The sequence below is a fragment of the Blautia difficilis genome (assembly GCF_014297245.1).
GTDB classification, from domain to species: domain Bacteria; phylum Bacillota; class Clostridia; order Lachnospirales; family Lachnospiraceae; genus Blautia_A; species Blautia_A difficilis.
Map to the genome: position 1 here is coordinate 58,092 of NZ_JACOQG010000005.1, position 20,654 is coordinate 78,745.

Below are 20,654 nucleotides of genomic sequence, written 5' to 3' on the forward strand. Positions count from 1 at the left end.
GTAATAGATTCCCTTCTGTAGATAATTCTGTAACATAACTATACTAAAAAATAAAAAAAACCACAATGGTCATTGAAAATATATTGGGAATTTATTATACTAATATAAGTATGTTTTGAAATTTGGAAACAAAACAGGAGTACAAAATTATGGAAAATAAACTGGAATATTTAAAGCGATATCTGAAAGAACTTGGCAGTGTGGCAGTTGCTTTTTCAAGTGGAGTGGATTCCACATTTCTGTTAAAGGTAGCACATGATGTATTGGGAGATAAAGCCATTGCTGTTACAGCCCAGTCCTGTTCTTTTCCAAAAAGAGAGCTGAAAGAAGCAAAGGCATTCTGTGAGAAAGAGGGAATCAGGCAGGTGATCTGTCAGTCTGAGGAACTGGAGATTGAAGGCTTTTCTCAGAATCCGCCAAACAGATGCTACTTATGCAAGAAGGAACTGTTTGAGAAAATCCGAGATATTGCGAAAAATAATGGAATTGAATATATTGCAGAGGGGTCTAATATGGACGATAACGGAGACTACAGACCCGGTTTGATCGCTGTAAAGGAGCTTGGGATTAAAAGTCCTTTGCGGGAAGCAAAGCTGACAAAAGCAGAGATTAGAGAATACTCAAAGGAATTGGGACTTCCTACCTGGGATAAGCAGTCCTTTGCCTGTCTGTCCTCCAGATTTGTCTATGGAGAGACCATCAGTGAGGAAAAGCTTGGAATGGTTGAGAAAGCAGAGCAGCTTTTGCTTGACTATGGATTCCATCAGGTTCGTGTCCGCATTCATGGGTTACTTGCAAGAATTGAGCTCATGCCGGAGGAATTTCCGAAACTTCTGGAGCAGAATGTACGTGAGGATATAGCAAAGAAATTTAAAGAGTATGGGTTTACTTATGTGACCATGGATATTCTGGGATATCGTATGGGAAGCATGAATGAGACACTGGAAAAGAAAGTGTTGGGTCAATAAAAAACTTATGCCGATAGATAAAGGAGAAGATGATAATGACAGTAAATGAAAGAATTGCTGCGCTCAGAGAGAAGATGCAGGAGAGAAAAATAGATGCTTATCTGGTTCCGACAGATGATTTTCATGCATCTGAATATGTAGGGGAATATTTTAAATGCAGAAAATATATCACAGGATTTACAGGTTCAGCGGGAACTGCAGTGATCCTGCAGGATATGGCAGGGCTGTGGACTGACGGTCGTTATTTTATCCAGGCAGCAGCACAGCTGGAAGGAACAGGAGTGGAGCTTTTCAAGATGGGAGAGCCGGGGGTTCCCACAGTACATGAGTTCCTGGAAGAGAAATTAGGAGATGGAATGTGCCTTGGTTTTGACGGAAGAACTGTGAATGCCAAAGAGGCTGTTGAACTGGAGAAGATTCTTGGAAAGAAGGGAGCATTTCTTTCTGTAGACTATGATCTGATAGGTGAAGTATGGGAAGATCGCCCTGCACTTTCCTGTGAACCGGTTATGGAACTGGATGTAAAATGGGCAGGAGAATCCCGTGCTGATAAATGTGCAAGAATCCGTAAGGCAATGGAGGAAAAAGGTGCAGATGCCTTTGTTCTGACCTCCCTGGATGATATTGCCTGGCTGTTAAATATACGTGGGGGAGATATCCACTGCTGTCCGGTGGTTCTTTCTTATCTTGTAATGACAAAAACAGAGATCAGACTTTTTGCAAATGAGAAAGCCTTTCAGACAGATGTACTGGAAGCGCTGGAAAAAGATGGTGTGACCCTTTTTCCCTATGACAGTATCTATGAGTATGTGAAAACATTTAAAAAGGACAAAAAAGTTCTTCTCTGCAAAAAGAAAGTCAACAGTCGTCTGGTTAGCAATATTCCGGCAGACACCCGGATTCTGGATGAAGAAAATCTTACACTTCTTCCCAAGGCAACGAAGAATCCTGTTGAGGTGGAAAATGAACGTATTGCGCATATCAGAGACGGAGTTGCAGTTACAAAGTTCATATACTGGTTAAAGAAGAATGTTGGAAGGATTCCGATCACAGAATTAAGTGCAGCAGAAAAGCTGTATGAATTCCGTTCGGAACAGGAGGATTTCATAGATAACAGTTTTGATCCGATTATTGCCTATGGAAAGCATGCTGCTATTGTACATTATTTTGCAACACCCGAAACGGATATTCCTCTGGAACCATCCGGCTTTCTTCTGGCAGATACAGGAGGACATTATAAAGAGGGAACTACTGATATTACCCGTACTGTTGTCATGGGACCGACTACTGAGGAAGAGAAAAAGTACTTCACAGCAGTTTTGCGGGGAACTCTGAATCTGGGAGCTGCCAGATTTCTTCATGGCTGTACCGGTGTAAATCTGGATATTCTGGCGAGACAGCCGCTATGGGAAATGGGAGAGGATTTTAAACATGGAACCGGTCATGGAGTAGGATATCTTCTGAATGTCCATGAAGGACCCAATAGCTTCCGATGGAAAATTGTTCCGGGTGGAAATGCAGTGCTGGAGGAGGGAATGATTACCTCTGATGAGCCGGGATATTACAGAGAGGATGGATTTGGAATCCGTCATGAAAATCTGATGGTCTGCAAAAAAGCTGAAAAAACAGAGTATGGTCAGTTTATGTGCTTTGAATTTCTAACTATGGTACCTTTTGATCTGGATGGAGTGGTGCCGGAACTGATGAGTGTCCGGGAACGTAACCTTCTCAATGATTACCATGCACAGGTATATGAGAAGATTTCTCCGTATTTGAACGAAGAAGAAAAAGAATGGCTGAAAGATGCTACCCGGGCAATCTGATAAAAACAAAAAAACATTTTACAAAATCAAAAAGAGGAACAGCCGTGATGGACAGCTGTTCCTTTTTGATTTATTATCTGGTTTGTTTTATTCAGAAACTTTTGCAAACTGACTGTTATATAGAGTATGGTAAAATCCACCTTTTGCAATCAGCTCATCATGAGTACCCTGCTCAATGATACTTCCGTCTTTCATAACAAGGATCAGATCTGCATTGCGGATCGTAGAGAGGCGGTGAGCTACGATAAAGCTTGTTCTTCCCTCCATCATTCGTTCAAACGCTTCCTGGATCTGCAATTCTGTTCTGGTATCAATACTTGAAGTGGCTTCATCCAGAATCAGCATCGGAGGCAGACAGAGCATAACTCGTGTGATACACAGCAGCTGTTTCTGTCCCTGGCTTAAGCTGTCTTCGTTGAGCATGGTGTCCAGTCCTTTAGGAAGCCTCCGGATAAATTCCCAGCTGTGGGTAAGCTTGGCTGCTTCGATGATTTCAGTATCTGTAGCTTCCGGTTTTCCAATGGAGATATTGTCGCGGACAGTTCCGTTTTTGATCCATGTTTCCTGAAGCACCATACCATAGCTGCTTCTCAGAGAATGGCGGGTAATGTCTCTGATCTGTTTGCCATCAACGGAAATGGATCCGGCATTTACATCATAGAATCTCATCAGAAGATTGATAAAGGTTGATTTACCGCACCCGGTAGGTCCTACGATGGCAATGCGCATACCTGGTTTTACATGAAGGTTGAAGTTCTCAATCAGTTTTTTTGATTCATCGTAATGGAAGCATACATTCTTAATATCTACTTCACCCTTCACATCTTTCAGTGTCTCAGAAGCCTCTGCAACTTCCGGTTCCTCCTCCAGCAGATCAAAGATTCTGCCTGCACAGGCAAGAGCATTCTGAAGTTCTGTAACAACAGAACTGATGTCATTGAATGGCTTCATATACTGATTGGCATAGGAGAGAAGTACGGAAAGACCTCCGACTGTCAGTCTGCCTCCCGGGATAATGAACGCACCCACCAGTGCAACACAGGCATAAATAATATTATTGACAAAACGGGTGGAAGGGTTTGTCAGGCTGCTGTAAAAGACAGCCTTCAGGCTGCATTCCTGTAATTCTTTGTTAATCTTTGCAAAGCGTTCAGAAGATTTTTCCTCATATCCAAAAGCCTGAACAACCTTCTGGTTTCCAATCATCTCTTCAATGAGAGCAGTCTGACGTCCTCTGGCATCGCTTTGCTTCCGGAACATCTGGAAGGTATGGGAAGAAATAAATTTGGCTACCAAAAAGCTTACGGGGGTCAGGACAATGACCATCAATGTAATCCAGAAGTTTTTGGAGAACATGAAGATCAGTGTTCCGATGATCGTTACGATTCCGGAAAAAAGCTGGGTAAATCCGAGCAGCATACCATCAGACAGAATATCTGTATCTGCGATAATACGGCTGATGATATCTCCGGTACTGTGTCCGTCAAGGTAAGAGAGGGGAAGTACCTGGATGTGTCGGATGGCTTTGGCACGGATATCCTTAACTGTCTGGTAGGTCATGCGGTTATTGATCACATTCATAAGCCATGTGGCAGCAGAAGAGAGGATGACCATTACAAGGATACGTGACAGGTAGTACCACATCATTTCGAAGTTTACCTGATGTTGGGCAATGACCTGGTCAATGGCATTTCCGAACAGAATCGGGACATACAGCTGAAGGATAACGGAAACTGCCGCCAGTATGATACTGAGGATCAGCAGGAAACGGTATCTTCCGATAAAACGCAGTACTTTAAAAAAGGTTTCACTGCTTTTGCTCTTAGCAGGATCCTTTACTGTTGATCTGCTCATACAGTCACCTCCTTCATTATATTACCAGCAGATACAGAGGAGTATCTGGCTCTTTCTTCCGGAAACTGGGAGAAGTAGATTTCCCGGTAAGTATCACAGGTACGTAGCAGTTCAGCATGAGTACCCTTACCTGCCAGAGTACCGTTATCAAGGACAAGGATCAGGTCTGCCTGCTGAATGCTGGAGGAACGCTGGGATACCAGAAATGTAGTTACCTTCCAGTCAAGTCTGTTGAGAGACTTACGCAGTGCTGCATCAGTGGCAAAGTCTAGGGCACTGGCACTGTCATCCAGAATCAGGATTTCAGGTTTTTTTACCAGGGCACGGGCAATGGTAAGTCGCTGTTTCTGACCGCCGGAAAGGTTCTTGCCGTTCTGTTCCAGCATAAAATCAAGCTGTCCCGGTTTCCCCTCTACCACCTCTTTTCCCTGTGCTGTGGCAAGTGCCTGCCACAGATCCTCGTCAGAGGCATCTTCCCGCCCCCATTTCAGATTGTCACGGATAGAGCCCTTGAAAAGAGCTGCCTTCTGGGGAACAACGCCGATTCTGGAGCGGAGATCACTTCTGGTGTAATTCTCAATATTCTGACCGTCCAGCAGAACAGTTCCTTTGCTGGCATCATAGAATCTGGAGATCAGATTTACCAGAGTGGTTTTTCCACTTCCTGTACCACCGATGATACCTACTGTCTGGCCTTTCTTTACTGAAAAACTGATGTGGGAAAGGCTGGGGGCACCAGCACCGCTGTACTCAAAGGTTACGTCATTGAATGCGATGGAAGTTTCAGAAAGTGATGCATCAGCAGTTGCTGTTGCAAGGTCCTTCGATGTCTGAGCAGAATATGTGGAGAAAGACGGGTAGTTCATAGTAGATTTCACTTTCAGGATATCTGCCACACGTCCTGCACATGCTGCGGATTTGTTCAGAGTGATGATCAGGGAGGCAAGCTTGATCAGCTCCACGATCATCTGAGCCATGTAGTTATAAAGGGCAACCACCTGTCCCTGCTGCATACCGCCCAGATTTACTTCTACTCCTGCTTTCTGGATCAGGATGACAGTGGCAATATTGATCAGTACGTAAGTGACCGGATTTAACAAAGCGGAAAGCTTTCCTACAAAGAGATTTAACTTTGTCAGCTCCTGATTGCGGGTATCAAATTCTGCAACTGCCTCTTTTTCACGGCAGAATGCACGAATAACGCGGACACCTGTAAGGTTTTCTCTGGTCAGTCCGGTTACTGTGTCCAGTTTTCCCTGTACCTTTTTAAACAGAGGAATACTGAGAAACATAATGACAAAGACAACCAGAAACAGAAAGGGGATCGCAACAGCAAAAACCAGGGCACATTTAAAGTCAATGGTAAATGCCATGACCATGGACCCAAGTACGATAAACGGACTTCGAAGAAGAAGACGAAGCCCCATGTTCAGTCCGTTCTGGATCTGATTGACATCGTCGGTAAGTCTTGTGATCAGGGTGTCTGTTCCCAGGGTATCCAGCTCTGTAAAGGACAGACGCTGTACATGGTCATAAACTGCCTGTCTTAATTCTGTGGCAAAGCCCACGCTGGCTTTAGCGGCAAAGAACTGAGCTGTGATGGTACTGGCAAGACCAAGAGCCGCCATTAGTATAAGAATAGAAAATCTCTGGACAATGTATCCGTTGTTGTGGTTTGCAATACCTACATCTATGATCTGTGCAATGACGATAGGTACGATCAGGTCAAATACAACCTCCAGAAATTTAAAAAATGGCGCCAGGATGCTTTCTTTTTTGTAGTTTTTTAAATAAACTGCCAATGAACGCATTTTAAAAATTCCTTCCTTTCGTAAAAATCTTTCCTATATTATTTCTGCCTTTTTTGAAAAATAATACATTCAAAAGTGTATCATTTAAGACTTTTTTGTCAAGAAAAATGTACAAAAACAGGTGAACTTTGGAGAAAATTCAGCTTGACTTGAAAAAAAGGTATTACTAAAATATTACGTAGCGCTATTTGTGCGCCAACAACTGATAAATTATCATCACCATAATGAGGAAGAAGATTATGCAGATTATTGAGACATTTGGTCATTATGTTGAAAATTTGACTAACACAAAGCCAGACTCAGCCCGCTGGCTGCTAAAAACCGGCTGGGAAGCACAGAATCTGAAGTTCCGTTATATGCAGGACAAGAGACTGATGCCTGCAGACAGGCATCTTGCAAATCTGATGATGGATACCATGCTGCGTCCCCTTCAGAAACCGGAAGATTCTGTTATTGTAAGTATTTTTACTCCCTGCGAAATGATGCAGGAGGTGGGATTACATCCCTATAATGTAGAGGGATTTTCCTGCTATCTTTCTGCAAGCAAAGCGGAGAGAGCATTTTTACAGCAGGCGGAGAATCAGGGAATTGCAGAGACATTGTGCAGTTATCATAAGACATTTCTGGGTGCAGCGCAGAAAGGACTTCTGCCAAAGCCCAAATGTATTGTTTATACCAACCTGACCTGCGATGCCAACCTGCTTACATTCCGTACCCTGGCAGATTTCTACCAGGTACCTGTATTTGCCATTGATGTACCATGGAATCAGACGGAAGAAAATGTACAGTATGTGGCAGACCAGTTAAAGGATTTAAAAGTATTTCTGGAAAAAAATACAGGAAAAACAATCTCTGAGGACAGATTAAAGGAACGTCTTGCCCGCAGTAAGCGGACTCTGGAGAATTACAAAAAATATCAGCAGATGCGTGCAGACAGATATGTGCCCTCTGATCTGGTCACACCGTTATATGCAGGAATGACCAACAATATCCTTCTTGGAACAGCAGAAGAAGAGAAGTATACACAGATGCTTCTTGAAGATATTAAGAAAGCACCGGCAGCGAAAGGGAAACACATTTACTGGATGCATACCATTCCGTTCTGGTCGGATGCAGTGCGCCAGGAGCTTTGCTTCAGTGAGAAAGCCCAGATTGTGGGATGTGAACTTGCAGAAACCTGTGAGCCGGACTTTGATCCTGAGAACCCCTTTGAAGCAATGGCAGAAAGAATGGTATATCATTCACTGAACGGAAGTGCCCTTAGAAGGATTGAAGCCGGTATCCGCCATGCGAAACAGGCAGGAGCAGACGGTGCTGTGTGGTTTGGACATTGGGGATGCAAACACACCCTTGGTGCGGCACAGCTTGCAAAGAAGAAGTTCGAGGAAGCCGGACTGCCCCTTTTGATCCTGGACGGTGACGGGTGTGATCGAAGCCATGGAGGAGAAGGACAGACTTCCACCAGGCTGGGAGCTTTTCTGGAAATGCTGGGAGGTGCTGAGAATGAATAAAACTTATTATGTCTGTAAATATACTCCAATTGAGCTTCTGGAATCTCTTGGCGGGGAATGTGAGAACTTTAACCATATGCCGGATGGCTTTGACCTGGCTGATCAGGTTTCACATCCCAATATCTGTGGTTTTGGGAAAACACTTCTGGAAGGGGTCATGGAGGGAAAAATTAAGGAACTTGTTCTGGTGAGCTGCTGTGATACCATCCGAAGTGTGTATGACATTTTGCTGGAAAGCGGTAAACTGGATTTCCTTTATATCCTGGATGTGCTTCACTGTGACAGTACTTGTAGCAGAGAGCGTATGGCTGTACAGTTAAAAGGGCTGGCCAAGGCTTATGCACAGTACAAAGGCACAGAGTTTGATGCCGGAAAATTCCGGGCTGCTTTCCATGCACAGGAGAAAGTCACAAAGCCTCATATTGCAGTGCTTGGGGCCAGAATGGGGCAGGAGCTGTTTGAAATGACCAGTAAAGCTATGCCCCTTCCCGTAGAGAATGATACCTGTGTGCATAACCGCTCTGTGGGAAATATACTTCCACCGGAGGGTGCTTCTTTTGATGAACTGATGGACTGGTATGCATGTGAGATCCTGGGGCAGATTCCATGTATGCGTATGATGGACCCCACAGGCCGTAAGAAGCTTTATAATGATCCGTCTGTTGCAGGAATTATTTATCATACAGTGAAGTTCTGTGATTTTTACAGCTTCGAATATGCTGAGATTAAGAACCATACAGATGTACCTCTTTTAAAGATTGAATCAGATTATACTATTCAGAGCAGTGGTCAGCTTCTTACCAGGCTGGAAGCTTTTGCAGAGAGTATTCAGCCTGAAACACTGGAGCAGACCATAGAGGTCGACACAAAAGGAGAGAGAAAAATGGGAAAAGGCTATTTCGCAGGGATTGACAGTGGTTCTACCAGTACAGATGTGGTGATTTTAAATAAAAATCATGAGATTGTAACCAGTATTATCCTGCCTACAGGAGCAGGGGCTGCCATCGGAGCAGACCGTGCCCTGGCAGAAGCATTGAAGGAGGCCGGATTGCAGAGAGAAGATATTGATGCGCTGGTTACTACCGGATACGGACGTACAGCTATTAAAAATGGTGATAAGAGTATCACAGAGATCACCTGTCATGCAAGAGGTGCGCATTTCCTGAATCCGGAAGTCCGTACTGTTATTGATATTGGCGGACAGGACAGCAAGGTGATCCGACTGGATGAGAACGGTGCAGTTGCAAACTTTGTTATGAATGACAAATGTGCGGCAGGAACCGGACGATTTCTGGAAATGATGGCACGTACCATGGAAATGAATCTGGATCAGATGAGCGAATGTGGGCTGGAATTCAAAGAAGATATTACAATTTCCAGTATGTGTACAGTATTTGCAGAATCAGAAGTTGTTTCCCTGATCGCCCAGAACAAAGCAACAGATGACATTGTCCATGGTCTGAATAAGGCGGTTGCTGTAAAAACCGCAGCTCTTACCAGACGTGTGGGCGGTGAGGAGAAATATATGATGACCGGTGGTGTTTCTAAGAATAAGGGCCTGGTAAAGACACTGGAAGAGAAGCTTGGAACAAAGCTGGTGATCAGTGACAAGGCACAGCTATGCGGTGCACTTGGCGCAGCACTGTTTGCGGCTGATATGGCTGATGTATAAAAATTATTTAAATATCCAGGGATTTTACAAGGTGGAAATCTCTGGAATTTTTGTTACTGTTCACTCCGTTCTCAGTAACACGCTTCGCGATGCACAGAATTTATGCTATTCGCATAAATTCGCGCGGTATGTCTCGGGATTTTGGCATTTTCATGCCAAAACACCTCGCGGGATAGTGACGTGTGAACAGTAACGAATTTTTATACTTTTTTTATAAAAGTTTAATTTTCTATTGACGAGTTCAAATTTAAGAGCTATAGTATACCACAGTAACAGCAAATTAACGAGGTGAAGTTTGCAGGAAAGAGGAAGCCACACAAAAGGCTATACCCGCCGAAGGAGTAAAACTCTCAGGTTCCCTGGATGCAGGGAAAAACTGCAAATGGATCGTTTCTCTGGAGACACCCGTTAGATCGGGGGCCGAAGGTGCAAATAACATGGAATGTGGATAACTTCCCACAACTGGTTATCTGATCCGTGTTTTGAATCTCTCAGGCAAAAGGACAGAGGATGCTTTATCATCCCTGCTGATTCATTTTAAATATATGAACAGTATTTTCTGAACTTCTGATTTTTGAAACGGTCTGTTATTACTTTGTTTCCCAGCTGTACAATATATTACACTTTTTAAAAGAAAAAGGAGATTTATTATTATGTGGGAAGCGATCAATTCTTTTTTGACAACAGTAGACGATCTGGTCTGGGGCGTGCCCCTTATGGTCCTGATCATGGCAGGTGGTATCCTGTTAACTGCCAGACTCGGACTTCTTCAGATACGAAGACTCCCCCTTGCATTAAAATGGATGTTTAAAAACGAAGAAGAAGGCGATGGTGAGATTTCCAGCTTCGCAGCTTTATGTACAGCACTGAGCGCTACAATCGGAACCGGCAATATCGTCGGTGTTGCAACTGCTGTCTGCGCCGGTGGTCCCGGAGCTTTATTCTGGATGATTCTTGCAGCATTCTTCGGAATGGCAACAAAATTCTCCGAAGGTCTTCTTGCAGTAAAATACCGTGTGGTAGCAGAAGACGGTCACAGCCTTGGCGGTCCTTTCTATTATATTGAGAAAGGAATGGGAACAAAATGGAAATGGCTTGCAAAGATCTTTGCATTCTTTGGTGTATGTGTAGGTCTTTTCGGAATCGGTACATTCAGCCAGGTAAATGGTATTTCCAGTGCAGTTCAGAACTTCTTTGATCCGAACAAATCAAACTGCGTAAATATTCCGTTCCTTGGAGAGTATTCCTGGGCAGTTGTAATTTCTTCCCTGATTCTTGCAGCCTGTGTTGCAGCAATCCTCATCGGAGGTCTGAAACGAATTGCAACAGTCAGCCAGATTATTGTACCGTTTATGGCGGTGATTTATCTGATCTTCAGTGTTGCGCTGATTCTTTTAAACATTACAGAGATTCCGGCAGCAATCGTTACAGTTGTGAAGGGAGCCTTTAATCCGTCAGCAGTGACAGGCGGTGTGGTAGGAACAATGATCGTATCCATGCAGAAAGGTGTGGCTCGTGGTATCTTCTCAAACGAAGCAGGTCTTGGTAGCGCACCTATTGCAGCAGCAGCAGCTCAGACAAAAGAGCCTGTACGTCAGGGCCTTGTAAGTATGACTGGTACATTTATTGATACGATCGTGATCTGTACAATGACAGGTCTTTCCATCGTACTGACAGGTGCATGGCAGGTAGAAGGTCTGGAAGGTGTTCAGGTAACTACTTATGCATTCCAGCACGGACTTCCGATCCCTGGACAGATTTCAGCATTTGTATTAATGATCTGTCTGGTATTCTTTGCATTTACTACGATTCTTGGATGGGATTATTACAGTGAAAGATGTCTGGAATATCTGACAAACGGACATAAGAAAACAATCCTTACATACCGTTGGCTTTACATTCTGGCAGTGTTTATTGGACCGTATATGACAGTAAGTGCTGTATGGACGATCGCAGATATCTTCAACGGACTGATGGCGATTCCGAATATGATCGCATTGTTCGCATTAAGCGGAGTGATTGTAAAAGAAACAAAAACATTTTTTGCAGCAGAAAAGCATAAAATGTAAGAAATCAAAAGTAATAAAAGAACAGAAAACAGTAAATCCTCTGATTATGGAATTTATAGCAATCCTGATCAGAGGATTTTTTTGCTTGCGTTTGCTTGATTATGACTTTATTTTGTGCAAAGTTAACCAAAATCAGTCATTATTTTTATGAATTAGTTTGATTGATTTTGAACGAATATGACATTATACTAAGACTGTAAACAAAAAACAGTCACAAACACGCAGAAAAGACATGACAATATGTACTCTTGGAATCTTTTTGGGCAAGTGCAATAAAGAGTTCGAAAGTATATCAATATAAAACGGGAGGGAAAGAAGAGATGATTTACACAGTAACTTTTAATCCATCTCTGGACTACATCGTTTCAGTAGATGATTTTAAACTGGGACTGACAAACAGAACAAGTTCAGAACTGATGCTTCCGGGGGGAAAGGGAATTAATGTTTCCACAGTCCTTATGAATCTTGGGATTGAGAACACTGCACTTGGATTTACCGCAGGGTTTGTAGGGGAAGAAATTATCCGCAGATTACATGAGATGGGAGTGAAATCTGAGTTCATTCAGATTAGTGAAGGGGTTTCAAGAATCAATCTGAAACTGAAATCTATTGACGGAACCGAGATCAATGGTGCAGGACCGATGATCAGCAAGGATAAAGTAGAGGAACTGATGAAGAAGCTGGAAGAACTTGGAGAAGGAGATGTACTTTTCCTGGCAGGCAGCATTCCATCTTCTATGCCGGATGACATGTATGAACAGATCATGGCAAGGCTGGATGGAAAAGGTGTGATGATCGTAGTTGATGCAACAAAGGATCTTCTGGTCAATGTTCTGAAATATCATCCATTCCTTGTAAAGCCAAACAATCATGAACTGGGCGAGATCTTCGGTGTAGAATTAAAAACAAGAAAAGATGTAATTCCTTATGGAAAGAAACTTCAGGAAAAAGGTGCAGGAAATGTTCTGATCTCCATGGCTGGCGAAGGTGCGGTTCTGGTAGCAGAGGATGGACAGGTATTTGAGGAACCTGCACCAAAAGGCAGACTGGTAAATGGTGTGGGTGCAGGAGATTCCATGGTAGCAGGATTTGTTGCAGGCTGGATGGAGAAGAAGGATTATGAACATGCATTCCACATGGGAATTGCAGCAGGAAGTGCAAGTGCATTTTCTGAAAATCTTGCAACAAAGGAAGAAATAGAAGCGGTTTATGGTCAGATAACCGGAAAATAATAAAGGGGGAAGAAAAGATGAGAATAACAGATCTGCCTGATGGACGAAATGTATTAATGGGAACAGAGTGAACAGTAACCCAATTATGGGTGGCATTAATACAGGTCTGAACAATGCCTTGACAGGAATGGGAAGTTCTAGTAAAGTAATTTTAAGCATAGTGCTTGGTGGAATGATGGCTATTGATATGGGCGGACCATTCAACAAAGCAGCATAAGCAGCGAAATAAAAAGCAATAATGAAAAAATTAAAATAAAAAACATGGAGGATATCAAAATGAAAGAATTTAAGTATGTGGTTACAGACAATGAAGGAATCCACGCACGTCCTGCAGGAGAGCTTGTAAAACTGGTAAAAGGTTTTGAGTCAACGATCTCCATCGAAAAAGAGGGTAAAAAAGTAGACTGCAGAAAACTTCTTGCACTGATGGGACTTGGCGTTAAGAAAGGCCATGAAGTAACATTCACGATCGAAGGTGCTGATGAAGAAGCAGCATACGAAGCAGTAAGCAAATTCATGCAGGAGAACCTGTAATTCATAGAATTAAATATAAGAAACTGACAGACAGGAGATGATGCATTCATCTCCTGTTTCTGTTATAATGAGATATCAGGGTCAAAAGGTCAGAAAGTCGTTCGTGCTTGCACGATAAGACTTTTGAACTTGGGACCCGCCAAACATGAGGAAGTAGCGATTTACGAAGTAAATCTGCGGATTCCGAATGTTTGCAGAATTGGGGGAGCTGCGAAGCAGCGGAGCAATTCGTAGATATCGGAGAAAATAATCAGAAGTACATAATCAAAGTAAATATATAATGGAGGCAGAAGTATATGCTTACAGAACAGAGATTTGATATTATTCTGAAGCTTCTGGAAGAAAAAAAGAGTGTTACAGTAACAGAACTGAGAGAACTTCTGGATGCATCAGAATCCACAGTACGCAGAGACATCACTGCACTGGACAAAGCAGGAAAACTTACCAAGGTTTTCGGCGGTGCAGTAGCATTAAATCATAAAGTAACTGCCTATGAACCGACTGTAGCGCAGAAATCAGAATTGAATAAAGAAGAAAAGAAAAAAATCGCAAAATATGCAGCCAGTCTGATCACACCGGATGATTTCGTTTACCTGGATGCAGGAACCACCACTGGCTTGATGCTGGAATATCTGGCAGGTGTAAGAGCGGCCTTTGTCACCAATGCAGTATCTCACGCCCAGACTCTGGCAAAGATGGGAATCCGGGTTTATTTGATCGGGGGAGAACTGAAGAGTTCTACCGAGGCAGTTGTAGGCAGCCAGGCAATGCAGATGATTCAGATGTATCATTTTACAAAGGGATTTTTCGGAACAAATGGAATCACCAGAAGAGAAGGCTTTACCACACCGGATACCAGTGAAGCAATCGTCAAGAGTACTGCAATGAAGCAGTGCAAAGATGTATATATTCTGACAGATAAGTCAAAGTTTGGAGAAGTAAGTTCTGTCACATTCGGCGGGTTTACAGATGGTAAAATTCTTACAGAAGAAATTCCGGAGGAGTATCAGGATAGCAAAAATATTCTGGAAGTGAAATAAATAATTGATCAGAATGCAGCCGGCAGATAGAGCAGGCAGGAATGATATTTAGATTGGAGAGATGTGGGATGAAGTTTGGGCATATTGGGGACCTGCATATTGGGAAAAGGGTGCATGATTTTTCCATGCTGGAGGATCAGAGGTATATTCTGGATCAGATGATGAAAATCTTTGCGGAACAGAAAGTAGATGGAGTTCTGGTCGCAGGGGATGTTTATGACAAGACAGTGCCCTCAGCAGAGGCAGTGCAGCTGTTTGATGAATTTATTACAGGATTGGCTAAAGCTGAGATCCCGGTGTACATGATTAGTGGAAATCATGATTCAGCAGAGAGGCTTTCCTTTGGGGCAAAGCTGTTTGAAAGCAGTGATATTTATATTTCTCAGGTTTATGATGGAGTGATGAAAAGGATTGTGTTAAAAGATCAGTATGGACCAATATCTGTATATCTTCTGCCCTTTCTGAAACCTGCGGCAGTGCGCCATGCTTTACAGAGGGATGACATTAATACTTATGAAGAGGGTGTCATGGCTGCTCTGCAGGAGTGTGAGATCGATACGACACAGAGAAATGTGCTGGTGGCACATCAGTTTGTGACCGGAGCAGACAGAAGTGACTCAGAAGAAACATGGGTTGGCGGTCTTGACAATGTCAGTGCGGAAGTATTTAAGGACTTTGACTATGTGGCACTGGGACACATCCACAGACCTCAGAAGATGGGGAGAGAGACCTTGCGTTACAGTGGGACGCCGCTTAAGTATTCTTTTTCGGAAGCAGATCATAAAAAGTCAGTAACAATTGTGGAGCTTCTGGAGAAAGGAAATGTGACGGTCAGTACAGTACCTTTGATTCCCAGACGGGATATGCGTAAGCTGAGGGGAACTTATATGGATGTGACAGCGAAGGATCATTATACTGCTGAAAATAAGATGGATTATCTTCAGATTACTCTGACGGATGAGGAAGATGTGCCGGGGGCGCTCCAGAAGCTGCGTACTGTTTATCCCCATCTGATGCGTCTGGAATATGATAATAAACGAACACGTGAGAATCGGGAAGTTCAGGCAGTGGAGGCTCAGGAACAGAAGTCAGAGCTGGAACTATTTGAGGAGTTTTATGAACTGTTAAATAATGAACCTATGAAAGAAGAGCAGACAGAGTTTGTGGAGAAACTGATCCAGAATCTGAAGGAGGTGCGCGTATGAAACCATTAAAGCTGACATTATCTGCATTTGGTCCATATGCGGATGAGACTGTGATCGATTTCATACAGCTTGGAGGACAGGGACTTTTTCTGGTGACCGGAGACACAGGTGCAGGAAAAACCACAATCTTTGATGGGATTACATTTGCGTTGTACGGGGAGACAAGTGGAGGAGTCCGGGAGGCATCCATGCTCAGAAGCAAGTATGCAAAACCGGAAACACCTACGTATGCGGAATATATTTTTGAATATAGAGATGCAGTGTATACGGTGAAACGAAGCCCGGATTATGAGCGCCCAAAGACCAGAGGTACTGGAATGACCACCCAGAAAGGGGAAGCATTGCTTACTTTTTCTGATGGAAGAGCTCCTGTGACAAAGCTGAAGGAAGTGAATCAGGCGGTTACTGATCTGATCGGACTGGATATGAAGCAGTTTACGCAGATTGCCATGATTGCGCAGGGAGATTTCAGAAAATTGTTGCTGGCTGATACAGAGGAACGCAGTAATATTTTCAGAAAGCTTTTCCATACGGATATTTACAAGGTAATTCAGGAAAAATTAAAATTCGAGGCCGGAGGTCTGGACAAGGCGTATAAAGAATTGTTGAGAAGTATCCGCCAGTATACGGAACAGGTCAGATATTCTACAGAAGACCAGTTGGGACAACAGTGGATATTGATGGAGAAGAATGGCTTTGAAGGAAATCTGGAAGAAGGTCTGGAAATCCTGGAGCAGTTTCTGAAGGCAGATAAAGAGACGCTGAAAAATTTGAATAAGCAGATCAAAGAGAATGATACAGAACTGGAAAAAGTAAATCAGCTTTTGGGAAAGGCTCATAAAGAAGCAGAGGCAAAGACCAGGAAGGAACAGCTTCTGCAAGAGAAAGAAGTACTGCTTCCGCAGTTGGAGCAGGCACAAAAAGATGCGGAAAATGGGGCAAAGGAGCCGGAGAAGATTCAAGGCCTGATGCTTTCTATACAGAAAGAAAAAGAGAATCTGGAGCGTTATACAAAGCTGGAAAATCTGCTCAGAGAAACAGAGATGGCTTTCCAGCAGATAGAGAAACTGGGAACGGACGGTACAGAGCTGCAGAATCGTCAGAAAGAAATGAAAGCTGTTTTTGAACAAAAACAAAAAGAATATCAGACAACAGACAGTGCGGAGAAAGAAAAAGCAGAGACAGATTTCCGGAAAGAAAAGATAGATACTCTTTATGCAGAAATTTATAAGAACTGCGGAAATTTGAAGTTTCTTCAGACAAAAATCAGTGAACTGGAAATACAGTCCAGAGAGGAAGAACAATTTGCGGAACAGGTAAAAAAGGATCTGACTGATCTGGAAGAGAAAATTGTTTCCTGTGGGAATCTGGAAATCAAAGAAAACAGTCTGGTCATGCGTTTGCAGCAGATACAGAAAATAGAAGATCAGCAGAAACGGTGTCAGGATCTGGAAAAGGAAGCAGAGAGCAAAAAGAAGGGTTATCTGACTGCTTCTCAGAAACGGGCAGAAATAAAAGAAATTCTGAACAAAATGGAGCAGGCTTATCTGGATGGGCAGGCAGGTATACTGGCAACAGATCTTCAGGATGGAATGCCGTGTCCGGTATGTGGTTCTGTTCATCATCCAAAGCTTACGCAGACTCCCAAGGAAGTTCCCACAGAAGAACAGCTGAAAAAACAGAAAAAGTTAACAGAAGCTGCAGAAAAAGCGGCATCTGACGCAAGTGTGCAGGCAGGAGAGGCTGCAGGACTGGTGCAGCGCTGCAGGGAAGAACTGACAGAAGGGGTTAAAAGCTATGCAGCACAGTTTCTGTCAGAAGAGGAGACACAGGAGATACTTCGAAAGGAACTTCCTGATCATGCATTATGCTTATTTATAAAAAATCAGGAAAGCAGCGTACAGACAGGATTAGAAGAAATCCAAAAACAGAAAAAAGCTTATCAGGATCTGTTGAAGAAAAAGGAAGAGTTTACCAGACAGTCGGAGCATTATGCAAAAGAATTTCAGAAATTACAGATCAGTCTTGAAAAGAGAAAGGGTCAGCTGGAGAGTATTCAGGAGCAGCTGCAGAACCAATTGAAGGAGCCTGTACTGACATGGATCTATGAAGAGAATACAAGACAGAGGATGAAAACGGATCCGGAACTGTCACAGAACCGCAGCAGTAAAACAGTGCACCAAAAGAAAATTGGTAATGTATCACAGGTTTTGCTGCAGGGAAAGAGAGCAGCAGAATGGCTGAAACAGCAGCAGAATATTCTGGAACAGAAACAAAAGGATCTGACAACACTTCTGGAACAGAGAAAACTTCTGGAGATGCAGATTGGTAAGACTCAGACAGAACTTACAACGATTACAGACCAGATCCATCAGAATCAGCAGCAGACAGCAGCAGAGAAATCCAGGTATGAGCAGTTGCAAAAACAGAGAGTGAACATGGAAAAAGAGCTGGGTGAGAGAACAAAAGAAGAAATTCTGTCTCAGATTCAGCTTAAGACGGAGGAACAAAAGAAGCTTGAAACACATTACAAGACAGTAACAGAAGCGAAAGAAGTATTAGAGAAAAAAATGACAGAGTTGAATTCTGTAATCACATCTCTGACAGAACAGCTGAAAGAAGCCATAGATATTTCGGCTGAGGAACTGAATGCTCAGAAAGAAAGCTTTGCACAGCAAAAGAAATCACTTTCAGCAAATCGTGATGAAATCCATGCCCGCCTGGAAATCAACAGTGACATGTATGAAAAAATCCGCAGACAGCAGACAGAACTTCTGAAAACGGAAACCCGCTGGAAGTGGATGAAATCTCTCTCAGACACTGCCAATGGTACGATCACAGGTAAGGCAAGGATCATGTTGGAAACTTACATCCAGATGCAGTATTTTGACCGCATTCTTGGGCGTGCCAATATCCGCCTGATGACTATGAGCAGCGGTCAGTATGAGTTAGTCCGCAGGAAAGAAAATAAGAGCAGGGTAGGGAAAACCGGTCTGGAACTGGATGTAGTAGATCATTACAATGGAACTGTCCGAAGTGTTAAGACCTTATCAGGCGGAGAAACATTTCAGGCATCCCTGTCTCTGGCACTGGGGCTTTCTGATGAAATTCAGTCAAGCTCCGGTGGAATCCAGCTTGATACCATGTTTGTGGATGAAGGTTTCGGATCTCTGGATGAAGATGCCCTTGATCAGGCAATCCGTGCATTGAAGGATCTCAGTCAGGGAAGCAGACTGGTGGGGATTGTTTCCCATGTAGCAGAGCTGAAAGAACGTATTGATAAGAAGATCATAGTAACAAAGAAACGGACAGAAGATGGAGTTGGAAGTACGATCTGTATAGAAGGTTGAGATTTTATGGTCAAGCGGATAAAATCATCCGCTTTGCTATGCGGCGCTACATCGAATAACTGTTTCACAGTGTATCAGAAGGAGTTGTCACTCCTCCTGATACAAGCAAGTCCCTACCCATTGCTTATTGTTTTTTGCAACCGACCCCGGGGACTTACTTGATTCGGTTAAAAAAGGCAGTTACTAAAAAAGTTATATAAAATTAACTTGACAGAATACCAGAGATAGTATATATTAAGTTATGAAGTTAGACATAAATAACTTGAACTGCTGAACGATCTGTTGAAGGTCTTTTTACAGCAGTAATTCAAGCTTTGCAGCAAACAAAAGCAATAAAATGTTTCGTAAAGCTTTATTTTTTGATAGATAGTTAGTATTGCCTAACTAATATTCTGCCATTGAGAAAGGAATCATAACATGTTGGAGAAATTCGTGATCGAACATTGTTCACCTACATTAGCATCTATTAAAACCGGAAATCTTTTTACATATAAATATGAATCTGAGGAAGAATTATGGAAAAGCGTAGAAGACTTTAATGAATGTGTAAGAGAAAAAGGCGTTTCCCTCACAGTACTTCGCAGGAGTGAGAAAAAGGCGCTGATTTATATCTGCCGATTCTCAAGCCTTGAAAGAGATCTGAAGAAACCTGGCGTTGCGAATTTTATAAAGAAGTATGGGTATGAGAGTACAGATCCTGCATATGCACTTGAGAGACTGAGAAGCCGCCTGTCCCAGAGAGAAGATTTTCCTCATGAAATCGGATTATTTCTGGGATATCCGCTGGGAGATGTGATCGGATTTATCAAGAATGCAGGGCAGAACTGTAAATGTGTAGGTTGTTGGAAGGTATATTGCAATGAATGTGAGGCAATAAAGGCTTTTGCCAGATTTAAGAAATGTACCAGCGTGTATGTACGTCTCTGGAATCAGGGAAGAAGTGTACGTCAGCTGACGGTGGCAGCGTAAGGAAGAAGCTATATACAGTAATATAGCAGGGATGGAGAATTCGTTTAAGAATCAGTATAATAGAAAAGCCGTATGACTTTTTATTATAATATAAATCATGACTTTGCGGCAAAGAAAAAGGCAGAGCAAATTTAAGGAGGATTTTAATCATGAGTAAAGTAGCAGTTGTATATTGGAGTAGCACAGGAAACACAGAAGCAATGGCAAACGCAGTTGCAGACGGAATCAGGGAAAAAGGCGGCGAGGCTGTTCTTCATACCTGTGAGGATTTTGATGGTTCTAAAGTTGCTGAATATGATGCAATCGCTTTCGGATGCCCTGCAATGGGAGATGAAGTTCTTGAAGATACAGAATTCGAGCCAATGTTTGATGGATGCAAAGATGCCCTGAAAGGCAAAAACATCGCTCTGTTTGGCTCTTATGGATGGGGAGACGGCGAATGGATGCGTAACTGGGAAGAGTCCTGTAAAGAAGCAGGTGCAAATCTTGTATGCGACAGCGTGATCTGCCAGGAGGAACCGGATGATGAAGCTGCAGATGCATGCAAGGCTTTAGGTGCTTCATTATTATAACAGAATAGATAAGAAGTAAAGAATTAATAACAGAAATTGACATG

The 20,654-nt window shown here is 42.9% G+C and carries 15 protein-coding genes and 1 riboswitch; of the genes, 13 read left to right on the forward strand and 2 right to left on the reverse strand.

Translation table 11 applies throughout. The features are described from left to right. The first annotated feature begins 149 nt into the window (after positions 1-149). Together larE and H8Z82_RS04900 are read left to right on the forward strand one after the other, a co-directional pair. Positions 150-968: an ATP-dependent sacrificial sulfur transferase LarE gene (gene larE, locus H8Z82_RS04895; protein ID WP_186994451.1), complete on the forward strand. Its 819-nt coding sequence runs from the start codon at positions 150-152 to the stop codon at positions 966-968. 35 nt (positions 969-1,003) lie between these two features. Further along, entirely contained in the window at positions 1,004-2,791 is a 1,788-nt protein-coding gene (locus H8Z82_RS04900) for an aminopeptidase P family protein (RefSeq protein ID WP_186994452.1), read from the forward strand. A gap of 87 nt (positions 2,792-2,878) precedes the next feature. On the opposite strand, the gene H8Z82_RS04905 is transcribed toward H8Z82_RS04900, so the two are convergent. Together H8Z82_RS04905 and H8Z82_RS04910 are read right to left on the reverse strand one after the other, a co-directional pair. Beyond that, positions 2,879-4,645, reverse strand: coding sequence for an ABC transporter ATP-binding protein (locus H8Z82_RS04905; RefSeq protein WP_186994453.1), 1,767 nt, complete (start codon positions 4,643-4,645; stop codon positions 2,879-2,881). Beyond that, positions 4,642-6,456 (reverse strand): ABC transporter ATP-binding protein, encoded by a 1,815-nt coding sequence (locus tag H8Z82_RS04910; protein WP_186994454.1) that lies wholly within the window; start codon positions 6,454-6,456, stop codon positions 4,642-4,644. The genes H8Z82_RS04905 and H8Z82_RS04910 overlap by 4 nt, the downstream gene beginning before the upstream one ends. A gap of 239 nt (positions 6,457-6,695) precedes the next feature. Here H8Z82_RS04910 and H8Z82_RS04915 point away from each other — a divergent pair, with 239 nt between their 5' ends. The 11 genes from H8Z82_RS04915 to H8Z82_RS04965 all read left to right on the forward strand — a co-directional run bounded on the left by H8Z82_RS04915 (position 6,696) and on the right by H8Z82_RS04965 (position 20,610). Continuing rightward, the gene (locus H8Z82_RS04915; protein ID WP_186994455.1) at positions 6,696-7,967 is read left to right on the forward strand and encodes a 2-hydroxyacyl-CoA dehydratase subunit D; all 1,272 of its coding nucleotides are present in this window, start codon (positions 6,696-6,698) and stop codon (positions 7,965-7,967) included. Then, complete coding sequence (locus tag H8Z82_RS04920; protein ID WP_186994456.1) at positions 7,960-9,639, forward strand: acyl-CoA dehydratase activase; 1,680 nt, start codon at positions 7,960-7,962, stop codon at positions 9,637-9,639. The genes H8Z82_RS04915 and H8Z82_RS04920 overlap by 8 nt, the downstream gene beginning before the upstream one ends. A gap of 385 nt (positions 9,640-10,024) precedes the next feature. Next, positions 10,025-10,156: riboswitch (glycine riboswitch) on the forward strand. A 136-nt stretch (positions 10,157-10,292) separates the two neighbouring features. Then, positions 10,293-11,708 (forward strand): alanine/glycine:cation symporter family protein, encoded by a 1,416-nt coding sequence (locus H8Z82_RS04925; RefSeq protein WP_186994457.1) that lies wholly within the window; start codon positions 10,293-10,295, stop codon positions 11,706-11,708. A 320-nt stretch (positions 11,709-12,028) separates the two neighbouring features. Then, entirely contained in the window at positions 12,029-12,940 is a 912-nt protein-coding gene (gene pfkB, locus H8Z82_RS04930; RefSeq protein ID WP_117675337.1) for a 1-phosphofructokinase, read from the forward strand. Positions 12,941-13,025: 85 nt separating this feature from the next. After that, positions 13,026-13,157, forward strand: coding sequence for a hypothetical protein (locus H8Z82_RS17545; protein WP_279289714.1), 132 nt, complete (start codon positions 13,026-13,028; stop codon positions 13,155-13,157). A 59-nt stretch (positions 13,158-13,216) separates the two neighbouring features. Continuing rightward, positions 13,217-13,474 carry an HPr family phosphocarrier protein gene (locus H8Z82_RS04940; RefSeq protein ID WP_019162036.1) on the forward strand — a complete coding sequence of 86 codons (258 nt, stop codon included), beginning with the start codon at positions 13,217-13,219 and terminating at the stop codon, positions 13,472-13,474. 296 nt (positions 13,475-13,770) lie between these two features. Beyond that, positions 13,771-14,514: a DeoR/GlpR family DNA-binding transcription regulator gene (locus tag H8Z82_RS04945; RefSeq protein WP_186994458.1), complete on the forward strand. Its 744-nt coding sequence runs from the start codon at positions 13,771-13,773 to the stop codon at positions 14,512-14,514. A 41-nt stretch (positions 14,515-14,555) separates the two neighbouring features. Continuing rightward, on the forward strand, positions 14,556-15,719 hold the full coding sequence (locus H8Z82_RS04950; protein WP_330607856.1) for an exonuclease SbcCD subunit D: 1,164 nt from the start codon (positions 14,556-14,558) through the stop codon (positions 15,717-15,719). Beyond that, positions 15,716-19,069, forward strand: a complete 3,354-nt coding sequence (locus H8Z82_RS04955; RefSeq protein WP_186994459.1) for an SbcC/MukB-like Walker B domain-containing protein — start codon at positions 15,716-15,718, stop codon at positions 19,067-19,069. The genes H8Z82_RS04950 and H8Z82_RS04955 overlap by 4 nt, the downstream gene beginning before the upstream one ends. Before the next feature lie 417 nt (positions 19,070-19,486). Then, entirely contained in the window at positions 19,487-20,038 is a 552-nt protein-coding gene (locus H8Z82_RS04960) for a DUF3793 family protein (protein ID WP_186994460.1), read from the forward strand. A gap of 149 nt (positions 20,039-20,187) precedes the next feature. Beyond that, a complete protein-coding gene (locus H8Z82_RS04965) occupies positions 20,188-20,610 on the forward strand; it encodes a flavodoxin (RefSeq protein WP_186994461.1) in 423 nt (140 codons plus the stop codon). Positions 20,611-20,654: the final 44 nt, after the last annotated feature.